The sequence below is a fragment of the Mesorhizobium sp. M1423 genome (genome assembly GCF_040317575.1).
GTDB lineage: Bacteria > Pseudomonadota > Alphaproteobacteria > Rhizobiales > Rhizobiaceae > Mesorhizobium.
This window is the reverse complement of sequence record NZ_JAMYKU010000035.1, coordinates 40,201-62,847: the sequence shown is the minus strand read 5'-3', so window position 1 is coordinate 62,847 and position 22,647 is coordinate 40,201. Positions and strand designations below refer to the sequence as shown.

Annotated in this window: 19 protein-coding genes and 1 pseudogene; 5 read left to right on the top strand and 15 right to left on the bottom strand. The window is 61.8% G+C overall.

Annotated features, from left to right (window positions below; all coding sequences use genetic code 11):
* Positions 1 to 174 precede the first annotated feature (174 nt).
* Positions 175 to 1,593 carry a DEAD/DEAH box helicase gene (locus tag NKG95_RS30200; RefSeq protein ID WP_353019154.1) on the bottom strand — a complete coding sequence of 473 codons (1,419 nt, stop codon included), beginning with the start codon at positions 1,591 to 1,593 and terminating at the stop codon, positions 175 to 177.
* A gap of 387 nt (positions 1,594 to 1,980) precedes the next feature.
* On the opposite strand from NKG95_RS30200, the gene NKG95_RS30195 reads away from it, so the two are divergent.
* On the top strand, positions 1,981 to 3,513 hold the full coding sequence (locus tag NKG95_RS30195) for an acyl-CoA carboxylase subunit beta (RefSeq protein WP_353043296.1): 1,533 nt from the start codon (positions 1,981 to 1,983) through the stop codon (positions 3,511 to 3,513).
* A 7-nt stretch (positions 3,514 to 3,520) separates the two neighbouring features.
* Positions 3,521 to 4,591: a M48 family metallopeptidase gene (locus NKG95_RS30190; RefSeq protein WP_353043295.1), complete on the top strand. Its 1,071-nt coding sequence runs from the start codon at positions 3,521 to 3,523 to the stop codon at positions 4,589 to 4,591.
* 43 nt (positions 4,592 to 4,634) lie between these two features.
* On the opposite strand, the gene NKG95_RS30185 is transcribed toward NKG95_RS30190, so the two are convergent.
* Together NKG95_RS30185 and NKG95_RS30180 are read right to left on the bottom strand one after the other, a co-directional pair.
* Positions 4,635 to 6,641, bottom strand: coding sequence for a hypothetical protein (locus NKG95_RS30185; RefSeq protein WP_353043294.1), 2,007 nt, complete (start codon positions 6,639 to 6,641; stop codon positions 4,635 to 4,637).
* Positions 6,638 to 8,188 carry an NAD(P)H-hydrate dehydratase gene (locus NKG95_RS30180; RefSeq protein WP_352496328.1) on the bottom strand — a complete coding sequence of 517 codons (1,551 nt, stop codon included), beginning with the start codon at positions 8,186 to 8,188 and terminating at the stop codon, positions 6,638 to 6,640. Before NKG95_RS30180 ends, NKG95_RS30185 begins: the two co-directional genes overlap by 4 nt.
* Before the next feature lie 364 nt (positions 8,189 to 8,552).
* Here NKG95_RS30180 and NKG95_RS30175 point away from each other — a divergent pair, with 364 nt between their 5' ends.
* Positions 8,553 to 8,891 carry a P-II family nitrogen regulator gene (locus tag NKG95_RS30175; RefSeq protein WP_019857988.1) on the top strand — a complete coding sequence of 113 codons (339 nt, stop codon included), beginning with the start codon at positions 8,553 to 8,555 and terminating at the stop codon, positions 8,889 to 8,891.
* Positions 8,892 to 8,945: 54 nt separating this feature from the next.
* Complete coding sequence (glnA, locus tag NKG95_RS30170) at positions 8,946 to 10,355, top strand: type I glutamate--ammonia ligase (RefSeq protein ID WP_023717536.1); 1,410 nt, start codon at positions 8,946 to 8,948, stop codon at positions 10,353 to 10,355.
* A gap of 115 nt (positions 10,356 to 10,470) precedes the next feature.
* On the opposite strand, the gene NKG95_RS30165 is transcribed toward glnA, so the two are convergent.
* A complete protein-coding gene (locus NKG95_RS30165; RefSeq protein WP_353043293.1) occupies positions 10,471 to 11,511 on the bottom strand; it encodes a glutamine synthetase beta-grasp domain-containing protein in 1,041 nt (346 codons plus the stop codon).
* Between the two features lie 317 nt (positions 11,512 to 11,828).
* On the opposite strand from NKG95_RS30165, the gene NKG95_RS30160 reads away from it, so the two are divergent.
* Positions 11,829 to 12,023, top strand: coding sequence for a DUF2735 domain-containing protein (locus tag NKG95_RS30160; RefSeq protein WP_353043292.1), 195 nt, complete (start codon positions 11,829 to 11,831; stop codon positions 12,021 to 12,023).
* A gap of 89 nt (positions 12,024 to 12,112) precedes the next feature.
* Here NKG95_RS30160 and NKG95_RS30155 read toward each other — a convergent pair whose 3' ends face one another.
* From NKG95_RS30155 to rplQ, 11 genes and pseudogenes are all read right to left on the bottom strand, one after another.
* Positions 12,113 to 14,002 (bottom strand): MFS transporter, encoded by a 1,890-nt coding sequence (locus tag NKG95_RS30155; protein ID WP_023717534.1) that lies wholly within the window; start codon positions 14,000 to 14,002, stop codon positions 12,113 to 12,115.
* 185 nt (positions 14,003 to 14,187) lie between these two features.
* Positions 14,188 to 14,979: an ATP12 family chaperone protein gene (locus tag NKG95_RS30150; RefSeq protein WP_352849263.1), complete on the bottom strand. Its 792-nt coding sequence runs from the start codon at positions 14,977 to 14,979 to the stop codon at positions 14,188 to 14,190.
* A 2-nt stretch (positions 14,980 to 14,981) separates the two neighbouring features.
* Positions 14,982 to 15,839 (bottom strand): DMT family transporter, encoded by an 858-nt coding sequence (locus tag NKG95_RS30145; protein ID WP_502899004.1) that lies wholly within the window; start codon positions 15,837 to 15,839, stop codon positions 14,982 to 14,984.
* Between the two features lie 68 nt (positions 15,840 to 15,907).
* A complete protein-coding gene (locus tag NKG95_RS30140; protein WP_352507446.1) occupies positions 15,908 to 16,888 on the bottom strand; it encodes an RluA family pseudouridine synthase in 981 nt (326 codons plus the stop codon).
* Between the two features lie 62 nt (positions 16,889 to 16,950).
* Positions 16,951 to 17,289, bottom strand: coding sequence for a DUF190 domain-containing protein (locus NKG95_RS30135; protein WP_254817158.1), 339 nt, complete (start codon positions 17,287 to 17,289; stop codon positions 16,951 to 16,953).
* Complete coding sequence (crcB, locus tag NKG95_RS30130) at positions 17,286 to 17,774, bottom strand: fluoride efflux transporter CrcB (RefSeq protein ID WP_352849269.1); 489 nt, start codon at positions 17,772 to 17,774, stop codon at positions 17,286 to 17,288. Before crcB (NKG95_RS30130) ends, NKG95_RS30135 begins: the two co-directional genes overlap by 4 nt.
* Positions 17,771 to 18,157 (bottom strand): fluoride efflux transporter CrcB, encoded by a 387-nt coding sequence (crcB, locus tag NKG95_RS30125; protein ID WP_031193553.1) that lies wholly within the window; start codon positions 18,155 to 18,157, stop codon positions 17,771 to 17,773. Before crcB (NKG95_RS30125) ends, crcB (NKG95_RS30130) begins: the two co-directional genes overlap by 4 nt.
* Positions 18,158 to 18,188: 31 nt before the next feature.
* Entirely contained in the window at positions 18,189 to 19,019 is an 831-nt protein-coding gene (locus NKG95_RS30120; RefSeq protein ID WP_023717527.1) for an aspartyl/asparaginyl beta-hydroxylase domain-containing protein, read from the bottom strand.
* A 135-nt stretch (positions 19,020 to 19,154) separates the two neighbouring features.
* Positions 19,155 to 20,466 (bottom strand): annotated as a pseudogene (locus NKG95_RS30115) (replication-associated recombination protein A).
* Positions 20,467 to 20,508: 42 nt separating this feature from the next.
* Positions 20,509 to 21,996 (bottom strand): DegQ family serine endoprotease, encoded by a 1,488-nt coding sequence (locus NKG95_RS30110; RefSeq protein WP_023717525.1) that lies wholly within the window; start codon positions 21,994 to 21,996, stop codon positions 20,509 to 20,511.
* Positions 21,997 to 22,188: 192 nt separating this feature from the next.
* Positions 22,189 to 22,620 carry a 50S ribosomal protein L17 gene (gene rplQ, locus NKG95_RS30105; protein WP_023675127.1) on the bottom strand — a complete coding sequence of 144 codons (432 nt, stop codon included), beginning with the start codon at positions 22,618 to 22,620 and terminating at the stop codon, positions 22,189 to 22,191.
* Positions 22,621 to 22,647: the final 27 nt, after the last annotated feature.

Below are 22,647 nucleotides of genomic sequence, written 5' to 3'. Positions count from 1 at the left end.
CCGTTGCCGACACCCACACCCGTTTTCAGGCCGCAGGGTATTGGGTTGTGGTACGGGGGGGTGTTAAATAAAACAAACCGAAAAAAAACAACCGGCCACCGGGCCCATACCGCGGGCCCCCCTTTTCAATCGTGAGTGACCAAGCCAAGCTTGGCCGACCGCAACACGGTCAGGCTATGCGGCCCGCGCTGCCGGCCGCTTACCGCCGAAGCGGCGCTTGTTGTTGCCCTTGAAGGGCTTGGCGCCTTCCGGCTTGCGCTCGCCCGCAAAGGCTGGCTTGTCGCCGAACCGCTTCTTGCCGAAGCCGTTGTTTGCGCCGCCGGGCCGCCTGCCGTCGCGACGGCCATTGTGGTCGTTGCGATCATTGGCCGGTTCGAAACTACGCTCGTTCTTCTCGGCGGGATTGCGCTGTGGATCGGGGCTGCCGAGATGGTCGGCAACGATCGGCAGCTTGGTGCGGATGATGCGCTCGACCTGGCGCAGCTTGCTGTTTTCGGACGGGTCGCAGAGCGTGATGGCGATGCCGTCCATGCCGTTACGGCCGGTGCGGCCGATGCGGTGGACATAGCTCTCCGCCTCGTCCGGCAGGTCGAAATTCACCACATGGCTTATGCCCGGCACGTCGATGCCGCGCGCCGCAATGTCGGTCGCCACGAGAATGCGCACCGAACCCTCGCGGAAATCGTTGAGTGCCTTCTGGCGAGCATTCTGCGACTTGTTGCCGTGGATGACGGCGGCCTTGAAGCCGTCACGCTCGAGATCCTTTGTCACCCTGTCGGCGCCATGCTTGGTGCGCGAAAAGATGATGACGGACTTCATCGCCTCGTCGGCAAGCATGGTGGCCAGCACCTGACGCTTCTGCTTGGTGCGGGCAAAGACGACGCCTTGCACGATCTCGGCGGCCGCGGTGCTGTGAGGAGCGACTTCGACGCGAATCGGGTTCTTCAGCAGGCCTTTCGCCAGTTCGGCGATTTCGGCCGGCATGGTTGCCGAGAACAGCACCGTCTGACGGTCCGGCGCCGTCGCTCTGGCGATGCGCTTGACGTCGTTGATGAAGCCCATGTCGAGCATGCGGTCGCCTTCATCGAGCACCAGCCATTTGGTGTCGGCAAGCACGAGGTCGCCTTCACGCACCAGGTCTGTCAACCGGCCGGGGGTTGCGATCAGGATGTCGACGCCGGGCGCAACCTTCTTCACCTGGCTGAAGCGCGAGACGCCGCCAAGCACCAGCGCGGTCGAGACATGCGCGCCCTTGGCAAGCAGCTTGATCATCTCCTCGATCTGCACGGCGAGTTCGCGCGTCGGCGCCAGGATCAGTGCGCGGGCTGTCTTCGGCCGGCGCTTGGTGCCAAGTGCGATGATCTTCGACAGGATCGGCAGCGCGAACGCCGCGGTCTTGCCTGAGCCGGTCTGGGCGATGCCGAAAATGTCGCGGCCTTCGAGCTGCGGCGGGATCGCCTGGGCCTGGATCGGCTTCGGATCGGTAAAGCCGGCGGCATTGGTGGCCTTGAGCAGTGCACCGGTGATTCCAAGTGCGGCGAAACCGTTCAGTTCCCCAGCGTCCGTACCGGTCAAAGTGTTTTCATTGGTCAAAATATTCTTCTTTCATGCGGCTCCTGGCCGCAAACATCAGTGGCGGCAGGGCGCAACCTGCCGTCGAAAACTGTCATGAAACGACAAGGCGGGCGGACGTTATCGTCCGCACGGCTGCGCTGTCGTGCCCGCAGGCATCATGCCACGGGGCTTTTTCGCCACCTTGCCGATCTGTCGGGAAGAGGGAAAACAGACGCAACCAGTCTCATTCATCGAGAAGGCCGGATTATCCCGGCCCAAGCGCCTATGTCGCCGCATATGGCCCAGTTCGCCGCGGATTGCAAGGGGCCTGATGCTGCAGCGCAGCAAAAGCCATGAGGAAGCGGCGCTTGCGCTCTCCCCCGGGCATGATTACCACAATCCAGCTTTCCGTTTCGGGGACCGGTCATGAAGGACGTGCTGAAGGAACTCGAGCGCCGCCGCGAGATCGCTCGCATGGGCGGCGGCCGGGCCCGTATCGACGCCCAGCACAAGAAGGGCAAGCTGACCGCCCGCGAACGCATAGACGTCTTTCTCGACGAGGGCTCGTTCGAGGAGTTCGACATGTATGTCGAGCACCGCTCGACCGATTTCGGCATGGAGAAAACCAAGATCGCCGGCGACGGCGTCGTTACCGGCTGGGGCACCGTCAACGGTCGCCCGGTCTATCTTTTCGCCAAGGATTTTACCGTGTTCGGCGGCTCGCTGTCCGAGGCCCATGCCGAAAAGGTGGTCAAGGTGCAGGAGATGGCACTGCGCAACCGCGCGCCGATCATCGGCCTCTACGACGCCGGCGGCGCCCGCATCCAGGAAGGCGTGGCGGCCCTCGGCGGCTATGCCGAGATCTTCCAGCGCAATGTTCTGGCCTCCGGCGTCATCCCGCAGATTTCACTGATCATGGGCCCTTGCGCCGGCGGCGACGTCTATTCGCCGGCGATGACCGACTTCATCTTCATGGTCCGCGACACCTCCTACATGTTCGTCACCGGGCCGGATGTGGTGAAAACCGTCACCAACGAGACGGTCACCGCCGAAAGCCTCGGCGGCGCTTCCGTCCACACAACGAAGTCCTCGATCGCCGACGGAGCCTACGACAATGACGTCGAGGCGCTGCTGCAGATGCGCCGGCTGGTCGATCTGCTGCCCGCCTCCAACACGGCGGAAATTCCCGAGATCGAATGCTACCAATCGGTCACCGATCACGATCTGTCGCTCGACCGGCTGATTCCCGACAATGCCAACAAACCTTACGACATCAAGGAGTTGATCCTTAAAATTGCCGACGAGGGTGACTTCTTCGAGATCCAGCAGAATTTTGCGAAAAACATCGTCACCGGGTTCGGCCGTGTCGAAGGCCGCACAGTCGGCTTCGTCGCCAACCAGCCGATGGTGCTGGCCGGCGTGCTCGATTCGGATGCCAGCCGCAAAGCCGCGCGTTTCGTGCGCTTCTGCGACTGCTTCTCGATCCCGATCGTCACCTTCGTCGACGTGCCGGGCATACTGCCCGGCCCCCCGCAGGAAATTTGGGGGTTGATAAACCCCGGCGCCCAGCGTGTGTTGGCCGATGCCGAAGCGACCGTGCCAAAGATCACCGTCATCACCAGAAAGGCCTATGGCGGCGCCTATGATGTCATGGCGTCAAAACATCTGCGCGGCGATATGAACTATGCCTGGCCAACGGCGCAGATTGCGGTGATGGGCGCCAGGGGCGCGGTCGAGATCATCTATCGCAAGGACATCGGCGACGCGGAGAAAATTGCAGCACACACAAAGGCTTACGAGGATCGCTTCCTGTCGCCCTTCGTTGCCGCCGAGCGCGGCTATGTCGACGAGGTGATCATGCCGCATTCGACCCGCCGCCGCATCGCCCGCGCGCTCAGGATGCTGCGCAACAAGGATATGCAAAACCCTTGGAAGAAACACGACAACATCCCGCTGTGAGGGGCTGATGTCGCGCCTAGTCGTCTACATGGGAGCGCGTTTCGGCAGATTTGCCATCCTGCTCTTCGCTCTGCCGCTGTTCTGCCCAATAGTCCTGTGGTTCTGGCTCCTCGATTGGCATCCGCTCGCCGTCATCGCGACTGGCGCTGTTGCAATCCCGGCCGCGATGCTGGCCATCGTTCTGTTGATCGGAACATTGTTCGCCGGTTTTCGACCCGGCAAGGTCGAGGGGATTACTCGGGAATCAGCCCCGAAGCTGTGGGCTGTCTGGGAGAGTATTGCCGGCAAACACCGCGCCAGCCGAACGAGCATCATCCTGAGCGACGATCTCAACGCCAGCGTCGGTGAAGAGCGGCCGTTTCTAGGCTTGCTTGGCCGCAGGGCGATTCTGACCATCGGCCTGCCATTGCTCGCAGCGACCGACCAAAAGGCATTTGCGGCGATCTTGGCTCATGAGGGCGCCCATCTGAAAAACAAAGATACAAATGGCGGACTCAACCTGGCTGAACTCGAGAAAAGCTTCGATCTAATCTTCGACTTCGCTCCTCCGGGGAAAACCGTTTCAGGCAGCCTGTTCTACTGGATGCTTGGTCCGCTGTCGCGCACTCTGGAGCGCGAAGAAATACGGTTGTCGCGACGAGCGGAAATTGACGCAGATCGCCATGCAGCGACGTCCGGCGACGCACATGAAGCGGCCCGCGCCCTGCTTCTGATCGGTGCCGCCAGTGCGTTCTTCGATGATCAAGTCTATAGCCCGCTCCAGCGTGAACTGCTTGGCGCCATGGCTCCGCCCCGTCCACCACTCGAAAGGGTCCTGGCGGCCGCCGCTCACTTGTCGAGACTTCCCATTCTGCAGGAGTATGCTCAAAAAGCGTGGGACGCGCGAGATAACGAAAGTGCGGACCATCCGCCCTGGTCCGAACGTCTGATTGCTCTTGGATTTAGCTCGGCTCCAGAGATAGAACCAATTCTGGTTTCTGCCTTGTCGAGCCTGCTGAGCGATGCGTTCGTCGCCGAACGCGTCCGCCATTTCGACGGCGAATGGACATCGAACATCGCCGACGACCTCGATCGATAGCTATCCACCTGGAACTACTGCGGCCAATGCCTCAGTCGGTGGCCTATTCCTCTTCCGCAGCACCGAACCCGGCCCCCATCGTCGCGCGGGCAGCGCCCGACCACGGCGTGGCGTGATTGTCGATGCGCATCTGGAAGATAAAATAGGTCGGCGAGCAGAAGCCGATGCCTTTCACCTTGCCGATACCGGGCGTATCGGGTGGCAGCGACTGGCACATGTAATCCTCGCGGCAGAAATGGTCGGCCGAGCAGGCAGGACGATTGCCGCGATTGACGGCACCGCCCAGGCACTGGTCGAAATTATTGGTCGCCACGCAGGTGTCGAATTTTTTGCCGCCAACCAGCCCGCAAATCTCGTTCGGCATCGGCTTGCCCGGTTTGAAGGCGGCAAAGCTGCGATCCCGGTCGTCGCAGCCGCGATAGGCGACACCCGCTGGCACGCCGATCTTTGGCGGTCGGCAGGTGTAGCCGATACGCGAAATGCCTGGCGCGAACGCCGCGAACTGGCCGGTGATGGTATAGCGGTCATTGAAAGGCTGCGCCGGGTTGCTGGCGATCGAGCCGGTCAGGCACGGATGGCCGGAGAACATGTTTTCGCTATCCTTGGGCAGCAGGCATTGCGCCAGCTTGGTGCGCACGCCGGACGCGGTTGCCAGGGGCGTGCAGATAGTGCCAGGGCCGCATTGCCATGTCGCGCCGAAGCGGGCCGCATCCGCCGGCACCAGGCACGGCATCGCCATCTCGGCCGGCGAATAGGCGATCTGTCCAGCATCGCTCCATGTCGCCTGCGGCGCGAAGGACAGCGGGCGGAAGCGGTTCGGCTCCTTGCCGTCGGCAGTCGCGTGCAGCCAGGCGACGCGACGCGGGATGTCGGCGTGGAGATGCGGCGAGATGCCGACCTCGATGCGGTTGAGCGGCGAGGTCGTCTTGTCATCGAGGCCGATGAAATGGAAACCGGCGGTCGAGCCCGCCTGATGGCAGCCCTGGCAGGCGCCGTTGTCCAGCCGCTCGACCAATGCCTCAGGCGTGCGCACCAGCTTCAACGCAGAGAAATCGAGCCCTTCGAAATCCGCGGGCTGGAACAGCGGCGTGAACGGGTGGTTGGCCTGCCTTGCGCTGCCGAAGGTCGACCACGAAATGACCTTCCTTGCCAAAAACTCATCGGGGATTTGGTAGACGCCGAGATCGACCGCCGCAACATTGGTGCGGACATAGTCGGCAAGTCTTGCTTTCAGCGCGGCGTCTTCGGCAAGACGTGCCATGTCGGGCGTGTTTTCCAGCGGCTTTTCGCTGACAGCCGTTCCGTCGATGCCGAAAATTCGCATGAGATAGGCAGCCTGCCCGCCGAATTCGGTCTCCTGGCCGGAGGGGAAGCGGACCACTTGCGCATTGAGCTCGAGCTGCTTGAAGGTGAGCGCCGCTCTTTCCAGCGGCCCACCGATCAGCCAGCCGGCATCGACGCTCTCGTCGAGCTGTGGTGCCCAGCGTCCGGCGACGCCGACACAGCCGCCATCGACATCCGGCGTGGCATTGTAGACGGCACTGAAATTGAACGGCAGGCGCGAGGCCAAAACCTTGCCGTTCTTCTTGAAGCTGTAGGCGAGGCGATAGATGAAGCGCACTTCGCCGCAACTCCCGTCGCCTTTCAGCGCGGCGAAGTCGCGCCGGTCGAGCCGGTTGACCACGCCGACGAGGCGGAAGCGCGCTGCGTCGGTCCTCAGCCAGCGCATGTCCATGACACGGCCAACATTGCCGTCGGTCACCTCGTACAGCGGCCGGCCGCCGGCCTTCATCTCGGTCCGCAATGCTGCGACGTCGCTTGCAATCGTTTCGACGATCGCGTGGTAAGCCGGCGCCTTGTCATAAAGCGTCTTCAAATCGCCCTTGCCGTCGACGCCGAAAATGCCGGCGAAGCCAAAGCCCTTGGCATCGAGAGCAGCAAGTACCGCTGGATCATCGACGATGGTCACCGGCTGCTCAGCGGCATTCGCCGACAGTGTCGCCAAAGCGGCCATGACGAGCGTGGTGAAAAGGAGTGCAATGCGTCTCATCGAAGGTCCGGCTGGCTTTCGATCAATTCCCGCAGCACTGGCACCAGAGCCGACGGTAGATCCTCGGCGATCAAGCCGGGCCCGAAACGACGGCCGGCCTCGGCGTGGATCCAGACCGCCGCGCAGGCAGCCTGGAAGGCCGCCATGCCTTGCGCCAGCAATCCGGCCGCGATCCCCGACAGAACGTCACCAGAGCCAGCCGTGGCCAGCCACGGCGCACCGTTGGCATTGATCGCGGCCCTGCCGTCGGGCGCCGCGATCACCGTGTCGGCACCCTTGTAGACGACAATGGCATTGGCGCGCTTTGCTGCTTCGCGCGCCTTGGTCACTTTGGACTGTTTTTTGTTCCCAGCGATATCTGGAAAAAGCCTGGCGAATTCACCCTCATGTGGCGTCAGCACCAGTGCCGGTGACCATGTCTGACGCGCTGCGTCGAACAGTGCCTGAGGCTGAAGCGCCAACGAGGTGATGGCGTCGGCATCCAGAACAATGGCACTGGCGTGAATTTCAGGCGTAGCCGCTGATGCGCGGGTCAGATCCGCGATCGCCGCAATCAACTGCAATGCGAAATCGCCGACCTTGGGTTTCGGCCCGAGCCCCGGTCCGAACACCAGCGCCTCGGGATGCCGCGCCACGAGGAATTCCTGCACCTCTTCGAGCGAGCCGGCCTCGCGCAGCATGATCGAGGTCAGATGCGCGGCGTTCACCTGCATGGCGTTTCCAGGTGAAAGCACAGTTACTGCCCCTGCCCCACTGCGAGCCGCGGCCATGGCCGACAACCTCGCTGCGCCCGTCGCACTCGGTCCGCCGGAAAAGACAGCAACATGGCCACGCTTGTATTTATGCGAATCGACAGCCGTTCTCGGGAAGTACCATCGCAACCAAAGTTCCGGTGTGTTCTCGAACGCCGTGACCTTGAGCTGATCGATGATCCCATCCGGAATGCCGATATCGGCGACGATGATCTCGCCGCACAGCTCGCGCCCCGGCATCAGCAGATGGCCTGGCTTTTTCCGCACGAAAGTCACCGTGACCTCGGCCTGGAAGTGAGCGTTAGTCAAGCCGGTCTCGCCTGACACACCCGAAGGCAAATCGATCGAGACCACCGGGACGCGCTCAGCGCTGCTCAAGCCTGAGACGGCCAACGCATGCATCGAAATGTCCTTGGACAGTCCCGCGCCGTAGAGTGCGTCCACGACCACTTCACCCGCTTCCGGGTAGCAATGGCCAATGTGTTCCACGGGCAAGTTGCAGGCATCAGAGGCCAACGCGGCATCGCTTCCGGGTTTCTGCTTGCCTTCGGCCCAGACGGCAACGTTCATGCCGGCCTCTGCCAACAACCGCGCCACGACATAGCCGTCGCCGCCATTGTTGCCGGGGCCGCACAGGACATGGACGCGTCTCGCCTGGGGATAGCGCGCCAGGACGACGGCAGCGACCGCTTCGCCGGCGCGCCGCATGAGGCCGAAGCCATCGAGTGGCCCGGCCGCAATCGCCAGCCGATCGGCCTCGGCCATTTCAGACGGAGACAAAAGTTCGTTGCTCATGGAATATCAGGCGACATGCACATCATTTCCCCAAGCATTGTCCAGTTTTTGATCCGACGCAAACAACGAAGGTCCCTAAGCAAAGTTGGCGGCGTACCTCGTTCGGGACGACGGCGCGCAGCTGCTCATGAAATATCCGATCTGCCCAATTTTTGTGCGGACGGCAGGACCGGCGGTGTGTAGGCTCGCGGTGTTCATGGCGCATCCGACGCAGCGAATGATGCGAATGTACATTCCTGCGCGGCATGGTATCCAAATCATGTGAGGCTGCTCGGCGCCCCATCAATTGGCACAGTTCGTGCTTGATTGAGGCGCAAGCGGGGCTCACAACCCGTCTTTTTTGGCAGTGGAGGCCACTTTTTACATGAAAAAGATCGAAGCGATCATCAAGCCGTTCAAGCTAGACGAAGTGAAAGAAGCGCTTCAGGAGGCCGGGCTGCAAGGTATCACCGTTACCGAGGCCAAAGGGTTTGGCCGCCAGAAGGGCCATACCGAGCTTTATCGCGGTGCCGAATATGTCGTCGACTTCCTGCCGAAGGTGAAAATCGAGGTCGTGCTCGGCGACGATGCCGTCGAAGCCGCGATCGAAGCCATCCGCAAGGCGGCCCAGACCGGCCGCATCGGCGACGGCAAGATCTTCGTCTCCAACATCGAGGAAGTCGTGCGCATCCGCACCGGCGAAACCGGCATGGACGCGGTCTGAATTTTCCCGTTAAAAGGCCATGTTCAAAACGTCATCACATAGGGAAGCAGGGACATGACGACAGCCAAAGACATCATGAAGCAGATCAAGGACAACGACGTGAAGTTCGTCGATCTGCGCTTCACCGATCCGAAGGGCAAACTGCAGCACGTTACTATGGATGTCGTCGAGGTCGAGGAAGACATGTTTGCCGATGGTGTCATGTTCGACGGTTCCTCGATCGCCGGCTGGAAAGCGATCAACGAGTCCGACATGGTGCTGATGCCCGATCCCGATACGGTGCATATGGACCCGTTCTTCGCCCAGTCGACCATGGTCATCCTGTGCGACATCCTCGATCCGATCTCGGGAGAATCCTACAACCGCGACCCGCGCGGCACCGCCAAGAAGGCCGAGGCCTACATGAAGGCGGAAGGCATCGGCGACCAGATCTTCGTCGGTCCTGAAGCCGAGTTCTTCGTGTTCGACGACGTCAAGTACAAGGCCGACCCCTACAATACCGGCTTCCGGCTGGATTCGACCGAATTGCCGTCCAATGACGACACCGATTACGAGACCGGTAACCTCGGCCACCGGCCGCGCATCAAGGGCGGCTATTTCCCGGTGCCGCCGATCGATTCGGCACAGGACATGCGCTCGGAAATGCTCACCGTGCTCGCCGAGATGGGCGTGCGCGTCGAAAAGCACCACCATGAAGTGGCCGCCGCCCAGCACGAGCTCGGCATCAAGTTCGACACGCTGGTCCGCAACGCCGACAAGATGCTGATCTACAAATATGTCGTGCACCAGGTCGCCAATGCGTACGGCAAGACGGCCACTTTCATGCCGAAGCCGGTATTCGGCGACAATGGCTCTGGCATGCACGTCCACCAGTCGATCTGGAAGGAAGGCAAGCCGACCTTCGCCGGCAACGAATATGCCGGCCTGTCCGAGAGCTGCCTGTTCTACATCGGTGGTATCATCAAGCATGCCAAGGCGATCAACGCCTTCACCAACCCGCTGACCAACTCCTACAAGCGCCTGGTGCCCGGCTATGAAGCGCCGGTGCTGCTCGCCTATTCGGCTCGCAACCGCTCGGCCTCGTGCCGCATTCCGTTCGGCTCGTCGCCGAAGGCCAAGCGCGTCGAGGTCCGCTTCCCCGATCCGGGCGCGAACCCCTATCTTGCCTTTGCCGCCATGCTGATGGCCGGCCTCGACGGCATCAAGAACAAGATCCATCCGGGACAGCCGATGGACAAGGATCTCTACGACCTTCCGCCGAAGGAATTGAAGAAGATCCCGACCGTCTGCGGCTCGCTGCGCGAAGCCCTGCAGAGCCTCGACAAGGACCGCGGCTTCCTGAAGGCTGGCGGCGTCTTCGACGACGACCAGATCGACAGCTATATCGAGCTCAAGATGGCCGAGGTGATGCGCTTCGAAATGACCCCGCATCCGGTCGAATACGATATGTACTATTCGGTCTGATCCGGATCGTTGCAGCCAACAAAAAACCCCGGCGGAGACGCCGGGGTTTTTTTATTGCGATGCGATTGGAGAGAAGTCACGGCGCAGACCTGAGGTCTACGCCGGGGACGAATGCTCAAGCCGCGGCCGAAACCTCGGCGCTGGTCGGGACGGAGGCGATCGTCTTCAATATCTGCGAGGCGATCTGGTAGGGGTCGCCCTGCGAGTTCGGACGGCGATCCTCGAGATAGCCCTTGTAGCCGTTGTTGATGAAGGAGTGCGGCACGCGGATCGAGGCGCCGCGGTCGGCGATGCCGTAGCTGAACCTGTTCCACGGCGCGGTCTCGTGCTTGCCGGTCAAACGCTTGTCGTTGTCCGGACCGTAGACGGCGATGTGATCCATCAGGTTCTTGTCGAAAGCCGCCATCAGCGCTTCGAAATACGCCTTGCCGCCGACTTCTCGCATATAGGCGGTCGAGAAGTTGGCATGCATGCCGGAGCCGTTCCAGTCGGTATCGCCGAGCGGCTTGCAGTGATATTCGATGTCGATGCCGTATTTCTCGGTCAGGCGCTGCATCAGATAGCGTGCCATCCACATCTGGTCGGCGGCCTTCTTGGAGCCCTTGCCGAAAATCTGGAATTCCCACTGGCCTTTGGCCACTTCGGCGTTGATGCCTTCATGGTTGATGCCGGCGGCGAGGCAAAGGTCGAGATGCTCCTCGACGATCTGCCTGGCGACGGAGCCGACATTGCTGTAGCCGACGCCGGTGTAGTACGGGCCTTGCGGCGCCGGATAGCCACTCTCGGGGAAGCCGAGCGGGCGGCCGTCCTTGTAGAAGAAATACTCCTGCTCGAAGCCAAACCAGGCACCCTCGTCGTCGAGGACGGTGGCGCGCTTGTTGGATGCATGCGGCGTCACGCCGTCCGGCATCATGACCTCGCACATGACGAGCGCGCCATTGGTGCGGGCGGGATCCGGATAGACGGCGACCGGCTTCAAAACGCAGTCGGAGCTGTGGCCCTCGGCCTGCATGGTCGAAGAACCGTCGAAGCCCCACAGCGGAAGCTGGTCGAGCGTCGGAAACTCGGCATAGTCCTTGACCTGCGTCTTTCCGCGAAGATTGGGAACCGGGGTGTATCCATCGAGCCAAATGTACTCGAGCTTGTATTTCGTCATTCTAGCCTCTCGTTGCTTGATCACCGAACCCTGGATGGCGCCGGGGCGAGCCGGCCTATCCAGCAGCCGACCTGCCGACTGTTAAAATGCAATTCGTGTGCCATTTGGCTGGCGACGGGTGCGGCAAAAGCGATGTAGTGTCGGCGCAAAATTGCTGAGCCGTCGTAATTGTGCGATCGGATCGCTCACAAGCATAGTTTGCATAAATATTGTGCAGCTACTGATCTTTTTATAATCATGTTGCCTAATTCGATTGCGAAACCTATCTTGGGGAAAGGTTGAATCGGCAAGGTTGTGCCGAAGAAAGGAAACCGACAATGGAAATCACTTCCACTCGTCAGTCGGCCAAAATCCTGATGTTCCCGGTGGCAGCGCGCGCTTCTGCCTCAAATTTAAGCGGAAGGGCTAAGTTCGCAGCAGAACTTGCTTCTTTGGGCAACCGAACGGATTTCGGAAGTGCCTGGTATCATGAGGCAGCGATCGAAGAAGCGAAAAACGATCGGAAGAGCTGAGCCTCCCCATCTCTCGTCTCCCTCCGATGAATCGCAAAGCCCGGCGCGATCGCTCGCGCCGGGCTTTGCTTTGAATCGGGACAGGTCGGCTATTGCTTGGTATGCAGGTCTGTTCCGAGGGTATCCCTGATGAAGATCATGCCGATGACCAGCGACATCGCCGCGATCACCACCGGGTACCAGAGACCGTAGTAGATGTCGCCCTTGTAGGCGCTGAGCGCGAACACCGTCGCCGGCAGCAGCCCGCCGAACCAGCCATTGCCGATATGGTAGGGCAGCGACATTCCGGTGTAGCGGATGCGGGTCGGAAACATCTCGACCAGGATCGCGGCGATCGGCCCGTACACCATCGTGACGAAGATCACGAGGACGAACAGGATGGCGATCGTCATCGGCCAGTTGACCGCGGCCGGGTCGGCAAACATGGCAAAGGGACCGCCGCCCGGTATGGTGTAGACAGTGACCTCGGGGGCTCCCGCAGCCTCATCGGCAGTCAGCAGCTTGTCCTTGATCGCCTGGTCGGTCGGGACCGTCGCCTTGTCGCCGGAGCGGATCGCGGCCGTATCGAGCTTCAGCTCGGGATTGGCCGCAATGAAGGCCTCAAGCTTTTGGTCCGGCACCTTGGCCGCTGCCCGCTTCAGCGGATAGCCGCCGTCCCGAAGCGCTGTGTTTACCGCTTTGGCGAAAACGGCGTCCTTAGCCTTGGCTTGATCGCCGGCCGCAGTCGCGTCGTACGACTCAACTGTCTCGTTGCCGATTTTGACCGACGCTGCAGTGCCGGGGGCTGCCGTCGTTACCACGTCATAAGGCACTGAGTTCTTGGTCAAGAACGAGGTGGCGATATCGCAGGACGTCGTGAACTTCGCCGTGCCCACCGGATTGAACTGGAACTTGCAGTCGCCCGGTGCCGCGGTGACCGTCGCGCGCGTGTTTTGCTGCGCGGTGGCGAGCGCCGGGTTGGCTGCCCAGGTCAGCGCCTTGAACAACGGGAAAGTGCAGACGATCGCCAGTGCAAGGCCGGCCATGATGATCGGCTTGCGACCGATCTTGTCGGAGAGCCAGCCGAACACGACGAAAAAGATGGAGCCGACCGCCAGCGCGATTGCGATCATGATGTTGACCGACTGCGCGTCGACCTTGAGCACGTTGGTTAGGAAGAACAGCGCGTAGAACTGGCCATTGTACCAGACCACGGCCTGGCCGGCTGTGAGGCCGAGCAGTGCCAGCAGCGCAATCTTTGCGTTCTTCCATTGGCCGAAGGCTTCCGTCAATGGCGCCTTGGAGCCTTTGCCTTCGTCCTTCATGCGCTGGAAGGTCGGCGATTCAGAAAGCGACAGCCGGATCCATATCGAAATCCCGAGGAGCAGAAAGGAAACGATGAAAGGAATGCGCCAACCCCACGCGGCGTAGGTTTCCTTGGCCATCGACCCCTGGACGATCAGGATGACGACCAGCGACAGGAACAGGCCGAGCGTTGCCGTCGTCTGTATCCACGACGTGTAGTAGCCGCGGCGATCGTCGGGTGCGTGCTCGGCGACATAGGTCGCGGCACCGCCATACTCGCCACCGAGCGCCAGGCCTTGCAACATGCGCAAGATGATCAGGATCACGGGAGCGGCAATGCCCAAAGTCGCATAGCCAGGCAGCAAGCCGACCAGGAAGGTCGACAGGCCCATGATCGTCATCGTGACAAGGAAAGTGTATTTACGGCCGACAAGATCGCCGATGCGGCCGAACAGCAATGCGCCGAACGGACGCACGAGGAAGCCAGCGGCGAAAGCCAGCAGCGCGAAGATATTGCGCGTAGCTTCCGGGATGGTTGGGCTGAAAAAAGTCGAACCAATGAACACTGCCAACGAGCCGTAGAGATAAAAATCATACCATTCGAAAACGGTGCCGAGCGAGGAGGCGAAGATGACCTTCTTCTCCTCGCGCGTCATGCCGCGGCTTGTTTTGCCGGCGGTCGATGCCATTGCCATGAGTGTATCCTCCCGTGTGATTCCGTCGGTCTTCGATGCTGCGCGTCATCGTCCGCGTTTCCTCGGAACGCAGACTCAGTGCAGCCACCGGTGCAAAAAATGACAGAAAGCAGTGCCCAGAGGCAGACCGCCTTTGGGATTATGACTTTGGTCTAATGTGCAGTGCGAAATAGCGGCCGGTGCCGTCAGCCTTTGAGCGCTTCGAGCAGGCTCACTGCCGCCATCATGTCGCGCTTGCGGGCGGCGCGGCGGGCGACGGCCTCGGCATCATGGCCCCATTGCTCGGCCTGCCAGTCCTCGTCGACATGGCCGGCAGCCCAGGCCACCTCGCCGTCGAGCTCGCCGAAATCGACGGCCAGCCCCAGCAGCGCCGATCCGGTCAGCGAGGTCATGACGTGGATGGCAGCAAGGCGCAGCGGATCGGCACGTTGGGCTAGATGCTGGCCAAGCAGCGCGATACTCTCGCGCGGCTGCTCGACGTGGATCACGCCTTCGGCGAGCTGGAACCGGGCGCCGAGCGCGCTGCGCGCCCAGTCGATGACCGGATCCCAATGCTCGTTCTGCCGGTCGACCAGCCCCTGTGGTGTATCCGCGCGGTAGCAGAGCAGATCTGATGAGGCGAAGCGCAGGATGTCCTCCAGCACCGCCTGGGGATCACTGGCGACCCCATCGATTGCGGTGTTGACCAGACGCATCACCGGCATCGTTACCGGGTCGATGGTCTCCTCCTGTGCGGCGAATTCCTCGGCGACGAGAGCAGCCGCCTTTTCGGTCGGCAGCGCCAGCAGCGCCTTGGCCGGTGTGCGGACGGGCTTGCCATCGAGATGGACGGCAAAACCATCCTCGACCGGTGCCACCGCGACGGTCTTGTAGAAGCGCTTCGGCAGTTGCGTCTTCATCTGGATCTGGGCGCGACGCACCGGGTCCGGATCGGAGAGCTGCTTTCCCGCTTCGAGGTCGTTCAGTATGTCGCGCATGCTCATCCGGGGGGTTGTTTTCGGGCCGGGCGGTTGACGATGATAAGACCGGCGGCGATGAGGCCGAGTGCCAGGAAGATACGAACGGTCAACGGCTCGTTCAAGAAGACGGCGCCGCAGAGCACACCGAACACCGGCGACAGGAAGGTGAAGCTCGACAGTCCAGATGCAGGGTAGCGCCGGAGCAGCCAGAACCACAGAACATAGGTGAACGCGACGACGTAGACGGCCTGGAACAACAGAGCCAAGGTCGGCAGAACGACAAAGCTGCGGACTGGCGGCCCGGCAAAAGGCATCACCAAAATCCCGACGACGGCGGCCCCGGCCAGCTGATAGAGCAGCAGCTTTTCGGCGCTGGCCGTCACCAGCTTCGACCGCTTGATGACGATATTGGTCACGGCCCACAGAATGCCGGCGCCGAGACTGAGCAAATCGCCGCTCAATGTTGCGCCGCCATTGGCACTCAGTTTATCGGAAAACACTGCGACCAGTCCGGCGAAAGCGAGCAGAAGACCAGCGAGCTTGCGTGCCGTGATGCTTTCGCCCAGCAGGAAATGGCCGCCGACCAACATCCAGAACGGCATGGTGTTGACCAGCAAGGTGTTGCGCACGACGGTGGTGTGCTCGAGCCCGACATACAGAAACAGGAACTCGAGACCGAAAAGCGCGCCTGCCAGAATGCCGGCGACGAGAGTCTTGTCGGGCGTGAACAGCGCGATGCCGCGCCAGCGGCACCAGCCGAAAACACACAGGCCGCCGATCACCGAGCGGGCGATCGACAGGAAAACGGGATCGTAGCCGGCATAGGAGATCTTGGCGGCGACGTAGTTCAGCCCCCAGGAAAAAGTCAGCCCAACCATGATGGCGGCGGCCGCCAGATCGACCGCGTCACGGCGGTCGAGCGTATCTGTGGCGACGCCCACCGGCCCTAGTCCTCCGCGCTTGCGTCGTCGAAGCCGATCAGGTTCCAGCTCTGGCGCATGTGCGGCGGCATCGGCGCGGTGACGTCGACAAACCCCTTATCGGGATGCGGGATGACGATGCGGCGGGCGTGCAGATGCAGGCGGTTCTGCATGCCGCCGGGAAAATCCCAATTGGTGTCGGCCTCGAAATATTTGGGGTCGCCGATGATCGGGCAGCCGATATGCGCGGCATGGACACGAAGCTGGTGGGTGCGGCCGGTATACGGCTCCATCTCCAGCCAGGTCATCGTCTGTGCAGCCTGCTCGATGACACGGTAGTAGGACACGGCGTGGTCGGCACCCTTTTCGCCATGCTTGGCGATGCGCACGCGATCGCCGTCGGGCGTCGGTTCCTTGATCAACCAGGTCGAGATCTTGTCCTCGCGCTTCGGCGGCACACCCTTGACCAGCGCCCAGTAGGTTTTCTTCGTCTCACGCGCCCGGAACGCTTCGGCGAGCTTCATGGCGGCGAGCCTTGTACGGGCGACAACCAGAACACCCGACGTGTCGCGGTCGAGCCGGTGCACCAGACGCGGCTTCTCGCCCTTCTGGTTGCGCCAGGCTTCCAGCATGTCGTCGACATTGCGGGTGACCCCGGAGCCGCCTTGCACCGCCAGGCCGGCCGGCTTGTTGAAGACGAAGACCTTCGGGTCCTCATGGATCAGCATCTTGGCTAGGACATCGGCATCGCCCTGGTTGCGTATCGAATGGCCGGTCAGCGGGCTTTCGCCTTTCTTGTCGACTTCGAGCGGCGGCACACGCACCGTTTGGCCGGCTTCGACGCGGGTATCGGCCTTCACCCTGCCGCCGTCGACGCGGATCTGGCCGGAACGCAGCAGCTTCTGCAGATGACCAAAACCAAGACCGGGGAAATGGCTCTTGAACCAGCGGTCGAGCCGCATGCCCGCCTCACCGGCGTCCACTGTGATCTGTTCAACGCCTGCCATGATTCCAATCGCCGTTTTGCAGGCATGCAACGGCATTCGCCGGCATCCGCAATCTCACTCGGTTATTCGTTGTCGGTTCCATATTGCAGAACCTGAACTTTCTCCAGCGTAATCAAACCACTTGTCATGATTGTTTCAAGAACGGGCAGGAAAGCGGCCAATTTTTCCTCGTCATCGACGATCTCGATGACGAGGGGCAGATCCTCCGATAGGCGGAGAATCTTGGTGGTGTGAAGCCGGCTGGAATGGCCGAACCCCATCGCGCCGCGCAGGACGGTCGCGCCGGCGATCTGCATTTCGCGGGCCCTCAGCACGATAACCTCATACAGCGGACGGCCATCTGCCTTGTCGTTTTCGCCGATAAATATGCGCAGCAATTGCGCCTGCGTTGGTATCTTCATTGCCTGGACCCTCTCAGCCGGTTGAGGCGAACTGCAAAAATGTAGCCAAGCCAGACGGCGGCAAGCCAGGCCACCACGGAGACCGCGATATTGAGCCCCGCCGCCACAAGCCTCCCGCCTTGCGCGAGGGTGAGTGTTTCAAGGCTGAAAGCGGAGAAGGTCGTCAGGCCGCCGCAGAAGCCGGCCATGAAGAACTGGCGCTGCAGCGGACCGGCGAAGACGCGACCATCCGGTCCCGTCAATGTCGCGTAGAAGCCGATGAGGAATGAGCCGACAATGTTGACGAGGAGCGTGCCGAAGGGAAATCCAGTGCCCCACCAGGCGGTGCTCGCCAATGAGGCGAGCGCCCGCAGCACGCCGCCGATCATGCTGCCAGCGGTCACGGTCGCATAGATACGAACCGTTTGGCTCGTTCGGCGCCAGCCAATGAGGCGCGCCGCACGCCCCGCCATCCCGTCGGAGCGGAGCTTCTGCGGGCCGCTCATGGCGCCCCGCTGCCAATCAGAAGACTTCCCGCGGCAAAGCCCAGCGTCACGCCGCCGAGGCTCAGGAAAACCGAAAGCAGCACATTTCCGCCGGCGCGCAGCCATTCGCCCTCACGCGCCAGCGCCAGCGTCTGCAGGCTGAATGAAGAGACCGTGGTGTAGCAGCCGAGGCCGCCGGTGACGACAAAGGCCCAAAGGGCAGGCATGCCGTCGCGCGCCACGGCATGCGCAACGACGCCGATTGCAAACGCCCCCGACACATTGACGACCATCGTGCCCCAAGGAAAGGTCTCGCCGACCCGGCGGGCGACGAAGCCGGACAGGAAGAAGCGGGCCATTGCACCGATCGCGCCACCAAGACAGACAAGCAACAGATGATACATCGTGCTCCCTCGCGCCAGTTACGCTACGGTGTCAGGCAGCTCCGACCTTCTTCGGCTTGCTGGAGGCGATCATCTTCCAGTTCTTGTAGAACATGGCATTGATGCGCTCGACGCTGACCGAAACAATGGCGAGGAGCGTCGAGATCAGACCGGGAAACGGCGATGGGCGAATGATGTCCATGAACACGCAGTAGCGGCGCCCGTCATACTCGTTGACCGAGCGATGAAGCAGCGTGTCGTCGAAGATGAACAGCGGGTTCTCGTGCCAGTAATTCTTGGCGTTGCCACACTGGACGAACACTTCCGATTTCACCGGGATGAGGTTGTAGAGAATGCGCAGGCTGAGCCGGAGCGGGCCAAAGTGCCAGGAAGTCGATTCCCTGCCGCTGAACACAGAGACGGCAATCGTCTTGATGTATTTGAAATCCTTGTTGAATTCGGCGACGTTGTCTATTTTGTGCTTGCCATACCACTGATAGACATACATGCCGCGCCGGCCGCTGCCGAAATTGGCGTCGATGTCGGCGATGATCTCGTCCTTGCGTGCCTTGAAGACATCCAGGACCTCGTTGACCTCGCGCTGGTAGTCCGGAGGAAACTGGTCCAATTTCCAGACACCGCGGTTTCTATAGCACAGCAGATCCACCAGCAGATTGAAGGGCGAAAGCAGCCAGGTGAAGATGCCGTTGCCCAGGAAATAACCACTGAACAGCGCCCAATTCTTGTTGTCGTTGCGCAACACGTCGATCAGGCCGAGGACGATGAAAATCGTCGTCAGAATGGGAATGACATAGAAGCCGAGCGCCAGCAGCGGAATGGCTATGGCGAACTTCCGAAGGGTTTTGCGGGATTTTTTTGTCATTTTTCCACGCGCCAGGCGCGATTCCGTTCTGAATATCGTCGGTACGTTTCTGGCCTGCCGCCGGCCGAAGGCGCATCTTGATAGGGTTTTTTATCCCACCAGACAACGCCGATCACACCAGTGTGCGACTGGCAGCTACTTTTCCCGCTCGCTGCGCAGCTTCGCCCAATAGTCCAGCCGCTTCCTGATATCGCGCTCGAAGCCGCGCTCGGGCGGATCGTAGAATGTCTGCCTTCCCATCTTCTCAGGAAAATAGTCCTGGCCGGAAAAAGCGTCGGGCTCGTCGTGGTCGTAGCGATATCCGGCGCCGTAATCTTCCTGTTTCATCAGCTTGGTCGGCGCATTGAGAATGTGCTTGGGCGGCAGCAGCGAACCGAATTCCTTGGCCGCCTGTGTGGCGGCCTTGAATGCGGTATAGACTGCATTGGATTTCGGCGCGGTAGCGAGATAGACGGTAGCCTCGGCGAAGGCCAGTTCGCCCTCGGGCGAGCCCAGATAGTCGTAGGCGTCCTTGGCGGCGTTGGCGACGACGAGTGCCTGCGGGTCGGCCAGCCCGATATCCTCCATCGCCATGCGCACCAACCGGCGCCCGAGATAGAGCGGATCCTCGCCGGCGTCGAACATGCGGGCCAGATAGTAGAGTGCCGCGTCGGGGTCGGAGCCGCGCACCGATTTGTGCAAGGCGGAGATCAAATTGTAATGGCCGTCCTGGCCCTTGTCGTAGATCGGCGCGCGGCGCTGGACGATGCGCTGTAAGGCCTCGGCGCCAAACACTTCACCTGATTTGGCGGCAGCGCCAGCCCTCTTCGGCCAGTGTCAGCGCCGCGCGGCCGTCGCCGTCGCTCATGCGGATGAGCATCGCCCGCGCCTCGTCATCGAGCGGCAGCGCCCTGCCCTCTGCCTCCTCGGCCCGCGCCAGGAGCTTGGCGATGCTGTCCTCGCCGAGCGAGTGAAAGACCATGACGCGTGCGCGCGACAACAGCGCGGCGTTAAGCTCGAAGGACGGGTTCTCCGTGGTGGCGCCGACCAGCACGACGGTGCCGTCTTCCATCACGGGCAGAAAACTGTCCTGCTGGGCGCGGTTGAAGCGATGGATCTCGTCGACGAACAGCAGTGTCTGGCGGCCGTTGGAGCGGCGCAGCTTCGCTGCCTCGAACACTTTCTTCAGGTCGGCAACGCCGGAAAACACGGCCGAGATCTGTTCGAAAGCGAGGCTTGTCTCGCCGGCAAGCAGCCGTGCGACCGTGGTCTTGCCGGTGCCGGGCGGGCCCCAGAAGATCATCGAGCCGAGCGAGCCGGAGCCGATCAGCCGCGTCAGCGCGCCGTCGGGACCGGTCAGATGCTCCTGGCCGACGACCTCGCCGAGGTTCTTCGGGCGCAGACGGTCGGCCAGCGGCCTGCCGGGCGGCGTCTTTTCCGGTTCATCGACACTGAACAGATCGGCCATGCAACTTCTTCTGCCTGGAGCCCGACCATGCTGACGTCGGGCTTAGTAACGCAACACCTGGCGCAGTATCTGCCCGCCGCGCTCGACGGTAAAGCGCCACCAGCGTGTATCCTGCTGGGCTATCTGTTCCAGGGTCGCCGCCTTGTCGATCGTCAGGCCATTGACCTCACGCACGATGTCGCCCGGCTGGAAACCAAAATCGGCAGCGGGCGAATCGCGGTTGATATCGACGACGGTGACGCCTTTGACATCGGTGCGCAGACCAAGCCGCTGGGCAAGCCGTGGCGATAGTTCGGCAACCCTGGCACCGGAAAACGGGCTACGGCCGCGCAATGTGAGCTCCGCAGCTTTGGCGCCCTCAGGCGGCCGTTCCAGCGCGATGTCCATCGTCGCCTGCTGACCCTTGCTTAGAACGCCGAAGCTGGCATTCGTACCGATCGACAGCGTCGCCATCCGGTAGTCCAGCGCCCCGACGCTCTCGACCGGCTTGCCGTTGAGCGACAGCACCACGTCACCAGGCTTGAGCCCTGCCTTGGCAGCGGGTCCTGCCTCTTCGACCGAAGAAACCAGCGAGCCGGCCGGTTTGTCCATGCCGAGCGATTCGGCAATCTGCGGCGTCACCGCCTCGAACTCGGCACCGACATACGGCCGCTCGAAGAAGTCGAGCCCGGCCTTGGCCGCATCGGCGAAGGCGCGAACCATGTTCGAAGGGATGGCAAAGCCGATACCGATCGAGCCGCCGCTACGGCTATAGATCGCAGTGTTGATGCCGATCAGTTGACCACCCATGTTGACCAGCGCGCCACCGGAATTGCCCGGGTTGATGGCGGCGTCGGTCTGGATGAAGAAGCTGGAATCGGAGACGCCGATATGGCTGCGCGCCACAGCCGAAATGATGCCGCTGGTGGTGGTCTGGCCGACACCGAACGGATTGCCGATCGCCAGCACCAGGTCGCCGACCTCGAGCGCGTCGGAATCGCCAATGGCGATCACCGGGAACGGCTTGTCGGAAGAAATCTTGAGCACGGCGAGGTCGAGCGTCTCATCCTTGAGCAGCACCTTGCTGTCGAATTCGCGCCCGTCGGCGGTCGCGACCTTGACCTGGTCGGCGTCCTTGACGACGTGGAAATTGGTGACCACGACGCCGGTCGGATCGACCAGCACCCCCGAACCGAGCGAAGACTGCGCGCGCGGCTGCGAGCGGCCGAAGAACTCCTCGAAGAACGGATCGCCATCAAAGGGCGACGTCACCTTGGCGGTTTGCGAGGCGTAGACATTGACCACGGCCGGGGCCGTCTGCTTGACCAGCGGCGCGAAGGACAGCTGCACCTCCTCGCGGCCGAACGGCACGCGCTTGTCGGGGCCGGAGGTGGCGTTTTCGCCTTCGACGCCATGCAGCAGATCGGTCAGCACGTCGGACAGACCGGGATCTGGCTTGGTCTCCTCCGCCAGCGCGTGCCTGGCCGCCGGCACGACGGCCAGCGCCATCAAGGCGCAGATCAGAACAAGGGACAGCCGTTTAACGCGCATTCCGAATCCTCCAAGTCGGGCGCCATTGTCCTGACGATTGTGCAAAATGAAAGGCTAAGCCGCTGAAATCCGATTATTTTGGATAGTCGCCGCAAAAACCGGTGACAAAACCCCTGCAAGCCCTGCCCTGCAGCTTCGGAAACAGAAAAAGGGGCCCGCAGGCCCCTTTGAACTTCTCAGAAAAACCGAAGCTTATGCGGCTGCGGCTTCCTCTTCGGTGCCTTCGGCCTCGATGCGGGCGCGGTCGCCGGCGCCTTTGGCCGAGGTGTCGCGGTCGACGAATTCGATGACGGCCATTGCGGCATTGTCACCGTGACGGAAGCCGGCCTTCATGATGCGCAGATAGCCGCCATTGCGAGTGGCGTAACGTGGCGCGATTGTGTCGAACAGACGCTTGACGACGCCCTCATTGCCGATCTGGGCAATCACTTGGCGGCGGGCGTGCAGGTCGCCGCGCTTGCCGAGCGTCACCAGCTTCTCGACGATCGGACGCAGATCCTTCGCCTTCGGCAGCGTGGTGAGGATCTGCTCGTGCTCGATAAGCGACACGGCAAGGTTGGCAAACATCGACTTGCGATGGCTTATGCTGCGGGCGAACCGGCGGCCTTTAAATCCGTGGCGCATGGCTCTTCTCCTTCATTGCGGGTTCAA

Coding starts and splice junctions, on each gene's coding strand:
- NKG95_RS30195 (WP_353043296.1), top strand. CDS start 1,981: ATGAAGGACGTGCTGAAGGAACTCGAGCGCCGCCGCGAGATCGCTCGC.
- crcB (WP_031193553.1), bottom strand. CDS start 18,157: ATGTATCATCTGTTGCTTGTCTGTCTTGGTGGCGCGATCGGTGCAATG.
- NKG95_RS30110 (WP_023717525.1), bottom strand. CDS start 21,996: ATGCGCGTTAAACGGCTGTCCCTTGTTCTGATCTGCGCCTTGATGGCG.
- NKG95_RS30120 (WP_023717527.1), bottom strand. CDS start 19,019: ATGACAAAAAAATCCCGCAAAACCCTTCGGAAGTTCGCCATAGCCATT.
- NKG95_RS30155 (WP_023717534.1), bottom strand. CDS start 14,002: ATGGCAATGGCATCGACCGCCGGCAAAACAAGCCGCGGCATGACGCGC.
- NKG95_RS30180 (WP_352496328.1), bottom strand. CDS start 8,188: ATGAGCAACGAACTTTTGTCTCCGTCTGAAATGGCCGAGGCCGATCGG.
- NKG95_RS30140 (WP_352507446.1), bottom strand. CDS start 16,888: ATGGCAGGCGTTGAACAGATCACAGTGGACGCCGGTGAGGCGGGCATG.
- NKG95_RS30185 (WP_353043294.1), bottom strand. CDS start 6,641: ATGAGACGCATTGCACTCCTTTTCACCACGCTCGTCATGGCCGCTTTG.
- NKG95_RS30175 (WP_019857988.1), top strand. CDS start 8,553: ATGAAAAAGATCGAAGCGATCATCAAGCCGTTCAAGCTAGACGAAGTG.
- NKG95_RS30150 (WP_352849263.1), bottom strand. CDS start 14,979: ATGCGCGACATACTGAACGACCTCGAAGCGGGAAAGCAGCTCTCCGAT.
- NKG95_RS30135 (WP_254817158.1), bottom strand. CDS start 17,289: ATGAAGATACCAACGCAGGCGCAATTGCTGCGCATATTTATCGGCGAA.
- NKG95_RS30160 (WP_353043292.1), top strand. CDS start 11,829: ATGGAAATCACTTCCACTCGTCAGTCGGCCAAAATCCTGATGTTCCCG.
- NKG95_RS30145 (WP_502899004.1), bottom strand. CDS start 15,839: ATGGTTGGGCTGACTTTTTCCTGGGGGCTGAACTACGTCGCCGCCAAG.
- crcB (WP_352849269.1), bottom strand. CDS start 17,774: ATGAGCGGCCCGCAGAAGCTCCGCTCCGACGGGATGGCGGGGCGTGCG.
- glnA (WP_023717536.1), top strand. CDS start 8,946: ATGACGACAGCCAAAGACATCATGAAGCAGATCAAGGACAACGACGTG.
- NKG95_RS30165 (WP_353043293.1), bottom strand. CDS start 11,511: ATGACGAAATACAAGCTCGAGTACATTTGGCTCGATGGATACACCCCG.
- NKG95_RS30190 (WP_353043295.1), top strand. CDS start 3,521: ATGTCGCGCCTAGTCGTCTACATGGGAGCGCGTTTCGGCAGATTTGCC.
- rplQ (WP_023675127.1), bottom strand. CDS start 22,620: ATGCGCCACGGATTTAAAGGCCGCCGGTTCGCCCGCAGCATAAGCCAT.